Source organism: Flavobacterium sp. KH_035, from assembly GCF_057839565.1.
The window spans coordinates 5,043,691-5,056,701 of the sequence record NZ_CM174492.1 but is presented as its reverse complement, the minus strand read 5'-3'; the positions used below and the strand labels follow the sequence as shown (position 1 = coordinate 5,056,701).

The following is a 13,011-nucleotide window of genomic DNA, read 5'->3' as shown; positions in this document are numbered from 1 at the left end:
TAGTAAAATTTAGAAAAATCAAGAAAAATTGATTTTTTGTGTAGTAATTACTGCACGTTATAATCGGCATATTCTTTTACTCTTTCTCCCATCAGAAACATTTTTTTCTTGGCAAAATGGATGGAAAATTGAGTGTAATTCCACTCCTCACTATCATTGGTGCGGTACCAGAAAGTATAAGAAGCACTGTTGAAACCTTCTTTAAAAATCGGAATACCCTCTTCGGTACATTCAATTCCCCAGTTGATCTTTTTTTGGGTTAAATCTTCATACTGAATAATTCCTGTTCCGTCCGGATTTAATATTGTAGAAGGTTGTTTTTGTCCTGTCACCAAAAAAGTTCCCGGAACCGGGTAACCAATTGTAGTAGTGATAAAATGATCGCGAACTTTGTACGTGATTCGGTCTACCTGAATTTGGGAATGTGATTTTACGGCAATAAATAATAAAGTAAAAAGAAATACTTTTAGGGTTTTCATTCTATGTAGGTTTAAGGGTTTTGGAGCTGCCAAAAAATCCGGGGCACGAATTTTTTGGCGAATATAGTTCAATTTTTACTAGAAAAATGAATCCAAATTACAAGAATGAACTTTTTTACTTTAATGTAATGTTACTCTGTCGAAAACTGATTTTCCAGTAATTTTTCCTTAAAGTCGGATTTAAAAGTGTAGGCAAAAGTCACCATCAAAGCACGGGTATCTGATTTTGATGTACGATGGTTGCTGAACAGGGCCGTGTTGTTTTTAAAGCCGCTTTCGAGCGTGTTAAACATATCGGTTACCACTAAACCTAAACGGGCGTTGCCTTTGCCCAGTTTTTGCTGAAAGCCCATATCAACATTATAAATCGGAATCCTTTTTCCCTGTGCGGTAGCGAGAGCCGAATTGTAATTTCCGATGATTTGCAGTTTTCCGCCTTTCCATGGAACAAAATTATTGATCATTTTTCCGTACCAGCTAAAGGCATTGTTTACCACATCCTGAGCCAGATTAGAAGCGTTTATATTTTGTTGGAAAGCAGTAATGCTAATGTTGGTATCATAAAAGCCAATTGGTTTTAAGCTGAAAATAGTTTCAAGGCCGTAAGTAATGGTGCTTCCAATATTTCGGGGCTGCTGTAGAACCACTCCGTTGTCCTGAAGTTCTGCATATTGTCTAATGGTGTTGGTTGCGTTTCGGTAAAAAGCATTGGTTGAAAATGAATATTTAGACCATTCTTTGGAATAGCCGGTTTCGATGATATGAATGATTTCCGGTTTTAAATACGGATTTCCTCCATGCGGATTCAAAGCATCAGTAATATCAATAAACGGATTTAAATTATCTAAGTCCGGACGATTGATACGTTTGCTGTATCCCATTTTTAGAAATTCATCTGAAGCTAAATTCATCTGTAACGAAGCAGAAGGGAAAAGCTTTATATAATGATTCGAGAAGTTGTCGCTGTTGTTTTGGGTTTTTCCATTGTTTGAAACCTGTTCTGCACGCAATCCTAGATTGTATTTCCATTTAGGAGTTTCTTTACTGCCAATGTAAGAGTTTAACATTCCGTAAACCGCATTGATTTGCTCGTTGAATTTAAAACCGTTACTGGCCAGAGGATTTACAATGTATTCTCCATTAGTCTGATCGGCACTTTGAAAATCGGAATCAAAAAATCGAAAAGTTCCTTTGTAGCCTGTCTCTAAGATTGATTTTTCGGAAACCGGAAGCGCATAATTAATAATAGCGTTCGAGATATTTTCGTGTTCGTAATTGTGTGTTCTTTGCCATGCAGCATCACCAATCAGGTTGTAGTACTGATCGAATTGATAGGTATCGATATCAGTGTTTTCTCTGTGTTTGTTGAAAGATGAGGTAATACTGGCATTCAGGCTTTTTCGGTCATCGGCAAATTTTCGGTCATAGTTAAAAGCAAGTTCGGCCACCTTAGAACGTTCGAGTTCCAGAGAATGTCTTTTATTGCTCGAGAAAAACTGATTGGCGCTGTTGTTTACCTGCGTGTATAAAGTTTCGTCATTGTCCTGGCTTTCCATATTTCCCAAAGCTTCAAAGGCGAAACTGTTGTTTTCGTTAGGAGAAAAATCAATGTTGAATTTTAAATTTTGTAAACCTTCTGTACGCTGGTCACTTCGGTTTTGATTGATGTAATGCTCGTCATCGATCAGGAAATTGGTTCTTTCGCCTTTTATTTTTTTAGTTCTTCCGGCAAAACGATTGTCATATCCCAGTCCAAAATTCCATTTGTCTGTTTTATGGTTTAAGAGCACAGAGCTGTTTAATCTTCCTTTGGCTCCAAATCCGCTTCCCAAAACCACTGCGCCATTCATACCGCTTTGATTGTTTTTTTTGAGTTTGATGTTGATGATACCGCTTTCTGCATTTGCATCGTATTTGGCTGTAGGATTACTTATGATCTCAATGCTTTCAATACTGCTTGCTGCAATCTGATCCATATTGGTAATGGCGGAGTTTTTTCCGTTGATTAAAATCATTGGAGATTTTCCTCTCAAAGTGATTCCGCCGTCTGCATCAACAGCAACTGTTGGAATGTTTTTTAGCATATCTGTTGCAGTTCCGCCTGCTTGCGTCAAATTGGAAACTGCATTAAAAATAAAACCTTCGTCGGTTTTTTGGATTTGTTTTTTTTGAGAATTTACAACAACGGCGTTTAATAGATTAGCATCGGTTTGCAAAGTTATGGTTCCAACAGAAAGTGGAGCACCTGTAAATTTTACTTTTTGAGTAACCGTTTTAAACCCTATTAGCTTGAATTGAAGCTGATATTCGCCGGAAGCAAGATGGTCTAAGGAAAAGTTTCCCAAAGCATCTGTAACGGCATATCCGGCTACTTTTGTAGAGTCGGCGGTATTTTTTAAAACGACATCGACAAATTCGATGGCTAGTTTTCCGTCAGAAACAGTTCCTTTTACAGAAGAATTTTGTGCAAACGTAACTTGGCTTATAAAGAATAAGAGTAGTAAAAGCGATAATTTTGGCGTCCATTTTTTCATGACACAAAGATATTTATCGCAGTAAAAACAGTTTATTAAAGTACCTTAAGATACTATTAAATTAGTCTTAGAGACGTTTTAAATAATCTCGATTTATTGTATAACAACAATTTAGGCAAAGTTTGTCATTTCGGAACGAGGAATCTTCGCAAGTAGTTCCGCCCAGAATAGTTGACAATCTTTGTCGAGTTTCTCGCGAAGATTCCTCGTTCCTCGGAATGACAAGATTGTGGGAAAGTAATTCTTTGCCACAGATTAAAGGATTGAAATGATTTTAAAAGTGGACTCAATTATTTGTAATTAGTAAATAATTTTTTAAAAAAAAATTCGTGAAAATTCGTGGCAAAAAAAAACGCCCGATCAATTCGGGCGCTTTTCATAATAAAAATATATTTTTTAGTTTTTCTCAATCCATTTTCTGGCGTTGACAAAAGCTTCATGCCAAGGCGAAACTTCATCGTTTCTGTCTTTTGGATAGTGTGCCCAGTTCCATTGGAAGGTTGAACGCTCGATGTGTGGCATCATAACTAAATGTCTTCCGGTTTTGTCACACAGCATTGCCGTGTTGTAATCAGATCCGTTAGGGTTAGCAGGATAACCTTCGTAAGCATATTTAGAAACAATGTTGTAGTTTTCTTCAGCTAAAGGCAATTTGAATTTACCTTCTCCGTGAGAAACCCATACTCCTAAAGTACTTCCGGCCAATGTCGATAACATTACCGAATTGTTTTCCTGTACTTTTACCGAGGTAAAGATACTTTCGTGTTTGTTACTTTCATTGTGAAGCATTTTTCCATGAACTTCATGCTCTGGATTGATAACTTCTAATTCCATAAATAACTGACAACCGTTACAGATTCCAACAGATAGAGTATCTTCTCTTTTAAAGAAATTATCCAATGCCGTTTTTGCTTTTTCGTTGTATAAGAAAGCTCCGGCCCAACCTTTAGCAGAACCTAAAACATCTGAGTTAGAGAATCCTCCAACAGCACCAATAAATTGAATGTCTTCAAGAGTTTCACGACCAGAAATTAAATCGGTCATGTGAACGTCTTTTACATCAAAACCAGCGAGGTACATTGCATTTGCCATTTCGCGCTCAGAATTACTTCCTTTTTCACGAATAATCGCTGCCTTAGGTCTTGGTTTAGAATTGTCTATTTCCGGTTTTTTTCCTGTAAAATGGGCTGGGAAAGTATATTGTAAAACCTGATTTTTATAGTTTTCAAAACGTGCCTGAGCTCTTCCGTTTTTAGATTGTTTCTGATCTAATAAATAAGAAGTTTCAAACCAGATGTCTCTGTACTTCGCAATATCCAAATTATAAATTCCAAATTCCAAACTTGGTGTGCTTTGAACTGAACCAATTTTGAAGAATTCAATATTATTAGCATTTAATTTAGCTTCAACCGCTGCATCTGATTTTGCCTGGAAAACAAGTCCGATGTTTTCCGCAAAAAGGATTTTCAATAAATCTTTTTCCGCGAAAGCCGAGAAGTCAATTTTCGCTCCAAGATTTACATCTGCAAAACACAATTCTAATAAAGTAGTAATTAAACCACCGCTTCCGATATCATGTCCGGCTAAGATTTGGTTGTCACCAATTAATTCCTGAATTGTATTAAAAGCATTTTTGAAGAAAGATGCATCTTTAATTGTAGAAGTTTCTTTTCCAATCGTGTTTCTGATTTGTGCAAAAGAAGAACCTCCTAATTTGAAATCATCCTGAGACAAATTGATATAATAAATAGAATCTCCGTTTTTCTGTAAAACAGGTTCTACTACTTTTCTAATATCGATACAGTTTCCTCCAGCCGAAATAATTACCGTTCCCGGTGCGATTACTTCGTCGTTTGGATATTTTTGTTTCATCGAAAGTGAATCTTTTCCTGTTGGAATATTGATTCCCAATTCGATTGCAAATTCTGAACAGCCTTCTACAGCCGCGTACAAACGAGCGTCTTCACCTTCGTTTTTACAAGCCCACATCCAGTTGGCCGATAATGAAATGCCGCCTAAACCGTCTTTAATTGGTGCCCAAACAATATTTGATAACGATTCTGCAATAGCATTTCTACTTCCTGCAACCGGATCAATCAAAGCGGTGATAGGAGCGTGGCCAATAGAAGTTGCGATTCCTTCTTTACCTAAATAATCCAGAGCCATAACCCCAACATTATTCAAAGGCAATTGAAGCGGTCCTGCGTTTTGTTGTTTAGCCACTTTTCCACCCACACAACGGTCTACTTTATTCGTTAACCAGTCTTTTGATGCAACCGCTTCTAAACGTAAAACGTCTTGTAAATAACTTTCAAAATCTCCTGCGTTGTAAGCAACGTCGGCATATTTTCTGTCGATCGTTTTATCGGTCATTACCGTTTTTGGAGAACTTCCGAAGAAATCTTCCAAAGCATAATCCATCGGTTTAGAACCATTTGATTTTGATTCGAATGTAAAACGGTGATCTCCCGTTACATCTCCCACCTGATACATTGGAGAACGCTCTCTGTCGGCAATTCTTTGTAATATATCAATATCTTTTTGGGCAATAACCAATCCCATTCTTTCTTGAGATTCGTTTCCGATAATTTCTTTAGCTGAAAGTGTTGGATCTCCAACCGGTAATTTATCTAAATCGATTAAACCTCCCGTTTCTTCTACCAATTCTGAAAGACAGTTTAAGTGTCCTCCCGCTCCGTGATCGTGAATCGAAACAATTGGATTGTGATCGCTTTCTACCAAACCACGGATGGCGTTGGCAGCACGCTTTTGCATTTCAGGATTCGAACGTTGGATGGCATTTAATTCAATACCTGAACCAAAAGCTCCGGTGTCTGCAGAAGAAACTGCAGCTCCACCCATTCCGATTCTATAGTTTTCTCCACCAAGAATTACAATTTTATCGCCTTCTTGTGGTTTCTTTTTGATTGATTGATCCAGTTTTCCGTAACCAATTCCACCCGCCTGCATGATTACTTTATCGTAACCAATTTTACGGTCGTTTTCTGAATGTTCGAATGTCAAAACTGAACCTGTAATTAACGGCTGACCAAATTTATTTCCAAAATCAGAAGCTCCGTTTGAAGCTTTGATTAAAATATCCATTGGTGTTTGGTACAACCATTTTCTTTCTTCAACCGCATTTTCCCATTTTCTTTCGTCATTTAAACGAGAATATGAAGTCATGTATACCGCAGTTCCTGCCAATGGCAATGAACCTTGTCCACCGGCTAAACGGTCACGAATTTCTCCTCCTGATCCTGTTGCTGCTCCGTTGAAAGGTTCTACAGTGGTTGGGAAATTGTGTGTTTCGGCTTTTAATGAAATAACAGAATCGAATTCTTTGATTTCGTAAAAATCTGGTTTGTCAGCTGTTTTAGGTGCAAACTGCTGCACTTTTGGTCCTTTTACAAAAGCAACGTTGTCTTTGTAAGCAGAAACAATATCGTTAGGGTTTTCCTGTGATGTTTTTTTAATTAATTTGAATAAAGAAGTTTCTTTTTCCTCTCCATCGATTACAAAAGTTCCGTTGAAAATTTTGTGACGGCAGTGTTCTGAGTTGGCTTGTGAGAAAGCAAAAATCTCAGAATCGGTTAGTTTTCTTCCAAGTTTTACAGCAAGATTGTCTAAATAATCTACTTCTTCCTGGCTTAAAGCTAAACCTTCTATTTTATTGTAAGTGGCAATATCATCAATTTCCAGAATAGGTTCCGGTTGCACATTGATCGTGAAAATTTCCTGATCTAATTGGCTGAATTTTTGAAAGAGCATTGGGTCAAAATCTGAAAAATCAGCTGTTGCCGGATGAAATTCTTCAATTCTGATAATGCCTGTAATACCCATGTTCTGAGTGATTTCTACAGCATTGGTACTCCATGGAGTGATCATAGTGGCACGAGGGCCAACAAAAAAATCCGTCAGTGCGGATTTTTCGATCTTATTGGAGTCGGCAAAAAGCCAGTTTAGTTTTGAAATGTCTTGAGCCGAAATTTCGTTTTGCGTTTGTACTGCAAAAACAGTTTTGCTTTGGTTTTCAAAGAAATGGATCATTGTGATGTGTAGTTTGTTGTATTGAAGTGCAAATTTAGTGTAAATAAATAGCAAGCGCAAATTTGAAAATAAACTCTTTTGAAAAAAAATGAAGGTGCTTTTTAAACCATATAAATGAGGTGAGTTCCTTTTAGAAGTCGGTGCAATTGTTATTAGTGTTTTAATCTCGCGAAGTCGGTAAGGTGTAAAGTCTATTTTTTAAGTTCGATATATACAAAACTTTACATTTTAGCGACTTTGCGAGCATAGTATAAAAAAAATGTTATAACAAAAAAGCAGCGGCAATATTGCCGCTGCTTTATTTAGTAAGCACTCGTGTTTAATTAGTTGATTACGATTTTTTTACTGAAATTTTCAGAACCTTTACTAATACGAACAATATACACACCTTTGGGTATATTATTTATCGTTGATAATGAATCTGTAGTGTTTAATTTCTCAAACACTTTTTGACCTAATATTGAAATTATCCCGATAGAATAGGGTGCTTCTAAATTATTAAAGTAAACCGTGAAGTTACCCTGAGACGGGTTCGGATATATAGTAAGACTTTTTAATTCGGTGAAAACTTCTTCCGATACTTTAAGAGTACCGTCGTTTCCTGATTTGGCCCCTAAGTCCGAACAGGTATCCACTCCAAATGAATCCCATTGCGAACTCAGATTAAAAGTGGCGCTTGGTGCGGTTACGGTTGCTTTTCTTCTTAAAGTAACATCGGCTGCAAAATTGGCCGTTCCGCCATTAAAAGTTCCGATGATGTCGATCAAAATACCATTTTTGAATAGGCCTATAGGATCGTTTCCGTTATAAGCCAATTCAGTTGCTGTTGTCGAAATATTAGCCGAACCGGTTGCATAGCAGCTTGAAGAGATCTGGTTGTATACAATAACAAATTTGCTTCCAGTAGTTAATGTTCCGCTTAAAGCCAAACCTGTACTCCAGGAACCTGCACCGTTAGTTTGTTTTTTTATGGTATATGCCGATAGATTTATTGATGTTCCGGTATTGTTAGCAAGTTCAAGTGCTTTATTGTTTCCGGATCCTTCGATGTATTCAGAGAAAAGCAGATCTGTCGTACTTCCGGTTCCGTTACTGTCGGTTGTTACTGAAATGGTATTGCTTGAAGCAGAAATATTTCCCGCAGCATCTTTTGCTTTTACATAAATAGAATAAGCTGTTGCAGCAGTCAGGCCTGTAATTGTAGCGGTTGTACCGGAAATAGTTGTTTTTAGAGCGCTGTTTGCATAAACATCATAAGCGGTAACGGCTAAATTATCTGTAGAGGCAGTCCACGAAAGCGTAATGGAAGTAGCTGTTTTTGAAGTGGAAGCCAAACTTGTCGGTGCAGTCGGGGCCTGAGTATCTGAAGAAGGTGTTCCTCCCCAAATTTGATTGACATATTCCGGATGATCGATATAAGGATTTCTATTATTTTGACGGGCGTAAATAGCATTGTTTCGGGCAATTTCTCTCGCACTTACCGGATCTTGTGCGTTCCATGCTAGAAGAATGTTTAGAAATGCTGTGGTAAACACCTTGTCGCCTGAACCGTCAAACATCGGATAAGAGTAACCTGCAACGGTATTTTCGTAACGTGTAGCAAAGTAGAGATACATTCGGGCAATATCGCCTTTGAATTCGTTTATAGGCTCAAAAACGGTTCCTGAATATCCGGATACTGAACTTGAACCCAATTTACCGCCATTTTGAGAAGTATAAGTTGCAGTACCCACAGTTCCGTGAGGATAGTTGGATCGGATTCCGTTTACTTTTCCATCGGTTGGAGTGATAAAATGTGCATCGGCTACCATTGGTGATTGTTCGTTAAAAACAGATTGCGGAATGATGTGTTCTCTGTTATAGCAGTCACCTTCTACCACATAATTCCCGCATCTTTGTGTAGTTCCTGTGCTGTAATTGTAAGGATCGGTTCCGGATGGATTTTCAGAGTACATGTCTAAAACAGTTCCGTCGTTTTCGTAAAAATTATCAACGTCCGAAGTTTGATAAGTGACGTACAAACCGGCATATCCATTATTGGTATGTCCTTTTATGATGTTGTACAATTGTGTCTTTAAAGTGTAACCCGTGCCTGTTGCTGTGTTGTAATAGCCGGTAGGGATTTGAGCAAATGTCGCTGTAATAAAGAATAATAATACATAAGAGTAGATTTTTTTCATAAATAGCGGTAGTTAAATTTGGTTTTTAATAAATGGATGTTTTTTGTTTGAATTTATTAATTGTCTCAAATTTACTACTTTATGGAATACGTTGCGTTAAGGGATGTTTAAATTAAGATAGTTTTTCTTACGGTTGGGGAAATTGCCACGAAGGCACAAAGGCCCTGAGTTTTTTACTTTTTTTGCCCGCGAATGTAAGCGGATTAGTTTTGTTAAGTCTGGCTAAAATCCTTAGACATTAAAAAAAAAGCTACATAAAAAACAGCTGCAAATTAAAAAGGAGATGCATAAAGTAAAAAAAAAAATGCGTCTTAGCGACTTTGCGAGCGAAGAAAATGTTTTTTTGGATCGTCTTTACTTCGAAAATGCCGCACTCTGATATGCTCCCAAATCTGGTGGAGAAGTTCTGGTTTTTCCAATAATATCCAAAGGAGTGTTATAGATCTGATTTCCTTTCGCGAAAGCGGAAGAAGTATTGTCAATATTGAACAGGTTCTTAGATACATTAAAGAACTTTGGATTTTCGTTTAGAATGATCTGGTTGTAGTGTGCAGTGTCTGTTTTAAATTGATAATCGGGATTGGTCGTAGAACTGCTGAATTTTACTAAGCAATTGTTAAGCTGATAGACAAAAGCAGTCGTAGTATTTTTACTCAGATTAAATTCGTTGGTACCCGATCCATAAATGATGCAGTTGTTAAAAGTTGCCTGTGTGAGCGGATTTGTTGCTGGAACAGCATTGGCAAGACTGTTGCTGAGGTTAACTGCAAATTGCGAATTGTTTGACCAGCTGTTGTTGAAAGTACAGTGCGTGAACTTATAGCTCCCGCCATATACGCAGGACAAACTTGCAAGACCGGCATAGTTAATCACGATGTTTTCTCCGTTGATACGGGCATTTTGGGCTAGTATCCCGTATTCGGCAGAATTGTAAATTTGCGTATTTTTGATTTCAATAGTCGAAGCGGCGTCAGGATTTTTAAAATTTAAACCAATGATCGCATTTTTAAGGGTAAGATGATTTATAGTGTGATTGGTGCTTCCGTTTGCAAAAATAACCGAGTTCCATTGCCCAGGTATATTATCGTAAAGTGATTCTAAGCGATCGCCTTCAAAAATAATTTCATTTTCTAATTTAGGAGTTACGGATGTTGTTCCGTTAATGTGTAAAGAAGCTTTGTCATCAATATAAAGTCCTGAATTGGCGTGGAAAAATACACGTGCTCCCGCTTCAAAAGTGGCGGTTTTGTTTTTAGGAACTCCTGCATATCCGTAGATAACATAAGGTTTTTGTTTGGTAAAAAGCAATTCATTTCCGTTTACAGGATCATTGTCATCCAGATAAAAACCATCAACTTCTTTGCCTTCGATTTTGATTTTCTCTTTTGTTCCGTCGGGATTTTGCTTTGGATAAAGAAAAACAGCATCCTGAATCAACGTGACCAAAGCTACTTCCTGAAGGTTAGCGCCGCTGTCAAACTGAATTTTATCTGTATATAAAAAATCGGTTGGATTTGCATCTGTAATATCTGCGGTTGTTTCTACAAAAATATACAAACTGTCTTTGGACAAAAGTGTGACGTCCTTGAAGATTTTTCCATTGTTTCCGCTCATTCCGTCAACCGTCATTCTATATTTTGAATTCAAACCATTTTTGAGTTGGATGATTGGAATCGAGATGTCATTTTTACTTTTATTGTACACCTTAAGCTGATAGGTAGCTGAGCCAATATTTTTAAAAACAGTATCAAGATAAACGGTGTCTTTTGAAAACTTCAAATCTCCGGAACTGGCAACGGTATCAAAATCAGTTCGGCAAGAGCTGAAAGTTATAAGTAATCCGAAAATAAGAAGTATAAAGTATTGACGCATTTGAATGGGTTCGTTTTTACCACAGATTAAAAGGATTAAAAAGCTTTTTTACTCTTTGAAGAAATATTTTAATCTGTGAAAATCTGTGGCATAAAAAAATCTTTGCAACAGATCAATATTAATGTTTTTGTAAAAATAGCAAAAAACTTACATGTTTGAAGTTGAATTTTAATTTTAGAATGTGATTTTCGAATTTGTATCTCATCTTTTCTTTAATTTTACGATTTTAAAGTCTATTTTAATGAATTATACGAAAGAACAGATTTTAGCGCACTGTAATGAGTTTTCGAAAAACACATTGATGGAAACGCTGAAAATAGAATATGTTGACGCAGGAACTGATTTTTTAACTGCAAAAATGCCTGTAAATCCTTCTGTTCATCAGCCAATGGGCTTGTTACATGGTGGTGCTTCGGTTGCTCTGGCTGAAAGTGTCGGGAGTGCAGCATCCTTCTTTTTTATCAATCCAAACGAACAAGAAGTACGCGGAATAGAAATTTCGGCCAACCATCTGAAAAGTATTAGAGAAGGGTGGGTTTTCGGAACAGCGCGAATCATTCATAAAGGGAAAAGTATTCATCTGTGGGAGATTAAAATTACTGATGAAGCCGGAAATTTGATTTCGCTTTGCAAATTGACGAATATGGTTTTGGACAGAAAGAAAACAGTATAGGAAATATGAATGATTTTTTTTCTAAAATTAAAGTACAGCACGAAAAACGTCTGCCTTTTGTGATGTATTCTAAACCAAATTCCAATAGTGTTTTTGCGCTTTTACAGCATGATGATACATTACATAAAATTTCAGATTATAAAGAAAAAGGTTTTGTTTTTGCTTCTTTTGATGAAAAACAATTGATTCTGATTCCGGAGAATGAGTCTGAAATTTTAACAACAGAGCAGGAAGAAATTGCATTTGAGAATACAGAAATAGAAGGGGCAGGTTTTGATATTGAAGCCAAAACACAATACGAGTCTTTGGTTTCAAAAGGAATTCAGGCAATTAAGAATGATGAGTTTAAGAAAGTAGTACTGTCCAGAAGTGAAAAGGTGACCTTAGCTGAATTTGATTTTGTCACTACTTTTCAGCATTTGATTCAATTGTATCCCACGACTTTATCGTATGTTTTTTTTCATCCAAAAATTGGTTTCTGGATGGGAGCAACACCGGAGCGATTGCTGAAAGCCAATGGAAATGTTTTTGAAACGATGGCTTTGGCCGGAACTCAGAAAGCGGCATTGGAAACGGATATCTTATGGCAGCAAAAAGAAAAAGATGAGCAGCAATATGTAACCGATTTTATTGTCAAGAGATTGCGGGAAGTCGCTTCTTCAGTTGATATTACAGAACCTTATAGCGTGAAAGCAGGATCTATCTGGCATATTAAAACAGATATTTCAGGAGTTTTAAAAGATAATTCGACTCTGGAAGAAGTAATCGATACGCTGCATCCAACCCCTGCAGTTTGTGGTTTGCCAAAGAAAAAAGCAAAAGCATTTATTATAGAAAATGAAAATTACAACAGGACTTTCTACACTGGTTTTCTGGGAGAATTAAACAGCAGTTTTGCTCACGATGAGATTAGTTCTGATTTCTACGTAAATTTACGAAGCATGCAAATTCAGGAGAATACTGCAATTTTATATATGGGCTGCGGTATTACCAAAGAAAGTGTTCCCGAAAAGGAATGGGAGGAAAGCGTGAACAAATCGATGACGATGAAAAGAGTGTTGAGGGTGATGAGTTAGAAGTTATGAATTATGAGTTTTCAGTCGCAGTTTTCAGTTACTGAGACTGTATAATGCGACTGCAACTAAACTTGAAACTTTAAACCTGAAACAAAGCATAATTAAAAAAGAAAAAAGAGAATAGAGTAAAGAAAATAGATGAAAGAT

General features: G+C 36.9%; 7 protein-coding genes. 2 read left to right on the top strand and 5 right to left on the bottom strand.

Features of this window, described 5'->3' with window-relative positions; translation table 11 throughout:
* Positions 1-47 precede the first annotated feature (47 nt).
* The 5 genes from AC3IS6_RS20440 to AC3IS6_RS20420 form a co-directional block, all read right to left on the bottom strand.
* Positions 48-479 carry a hypothetical protein gene (locus AC3IS6_RS20440; protein WP_489162075.1) on the bottom strand — a complete coding sequence of 144 codons (432 nt, stop codon included), beginning with the start codon at positions 477-479 and terminating at the stop codon, positions 48-50.
* Positions 480-610: 131 nt separating this feature from the next.
* Entirely contained in the window at positions 611-3,013 is a 2,403-nt protein-coding gene (locus AC3IS6_RS20435; protein WP_489162073.1) for a TonB-dependent receptor domain-containing protein, read from the bottom strand.
* A gap of 396 nt (positions 3,014-3,409) precedes the next feature.
* Positions 3,410-7,063 carry a phosphoribosylformylglycinamidine synthase gene (purL, locus tag AC3IS6_RS20430; protein WP_489162071.1) on the bottom strand — a complete coding sequence of 1,218 codons (3,654 nt, stop codon included), beginning with the start codon at positions 7,061-7,063 and terminating at the stop codon, positions 3,410-3,412.
* Between the two features lie 323 nt (positions 7,064-7,386).
* Positions 7,387-9,243, bottom strand: coding sequence for an endonuclease (locus AC3IS6_RS20425; RefSeq protein WP_489162069.1), 1,857 nt, complete (start codon positions 9,241-9,243; stop codon positions 7,387-7,389).
* Between the two features lie 354 nt (positions 9,244-9,597).
* Entirely contained in the window at positions 9,598-11,115 is a 1,518-nt protein-coding gene (locus AC3IS6_RS20420) for a hypothetical protein (protein WP_489162067.1), read from the bottom strand.
* A 241-nt stretch (positions 11,116-11,356) separates the two neighbouring features.
* On the opposite strand from AC3IS6_RS20420, the gene AC3IS6_RS20415 reads away from it, so the two are divergent.
* Both AC3IS6_RS20415 and AC3IS6_RS20410 read left to right on the top strand, forming a co-directional pair.
* Positions 11,357-11,788, top strand: coding sequence for a PaaI family thioesterase (locus AC3IS6_RS20415; RefSeq protein WP_173964940.1), 432 nt, complete (start codon positions 11,357-11,359; stop codon positions 11,786-11,788).
* A gap of 5 nt (positions 11,789-11,793) precedes the next feature.
* Positions 11,794-12,864 (top strand): chorismate-binding protein, encoded by a 1,071-nt coding sequence (locus AC3IS6_RS20410; protein WP_489162065.1) that lies wholly within the window; start codon positions 11,794-11,796, stop codon positions 12,862-12,864.
* Positions 12,865-13,011: the final 147 nt, after the last annotated feature.

Coding starts and splice junctions, on each gene's coding strand:
- AC3IS6_RS20440 (WP_489162075.1), bottom strand. CDS start 479: ATGAAAACCCTAAAAGTATTTCTTTTTACTTTATTATTTATTGCCGTA.
- AC3IS6_RS20435 (WP_489162073.1), bottom strand. CDS start 3,013: ATGAAAAAATGGACGCCAAAATTATCGCTTTTACTACTCTTATTCTTT.
- purL (WP_489162071.1), bottom strand. CDS start 7,063: ATGATCCATTTCTTTGAAAACCAAAGCAAAACTGTTTTTGCAGTACAA.
- AC3IS6_RS20425 (WP_489162069.1), bottom strand. CDS start 9,243: ATGAAAAAAATCTACTCTTATGTATTATTATTCTTTATTACAGCGACA.
- AC3IS6_RS20420 (WP_489162067.1), bottom strand. CDS start 11,115: ATGCGTCAATACTTTATACTTCTTATTTTCGGATTACTTATAACTTTC.
- AC3IS6_RS20415 (WP_173964940.1), top strand. CDS start 11,357: ATGAATTATACGAAAGAACAGATTTTAGCGCACTGTAATGAGTTTTCG.
- AC3IS6_RS20410 (WP_489162065.1), top strand. CDS start 11,794: ATGAATGATTTTTTTTCTAAAATTAAAGTACAGCACGAAAAACGTCTG.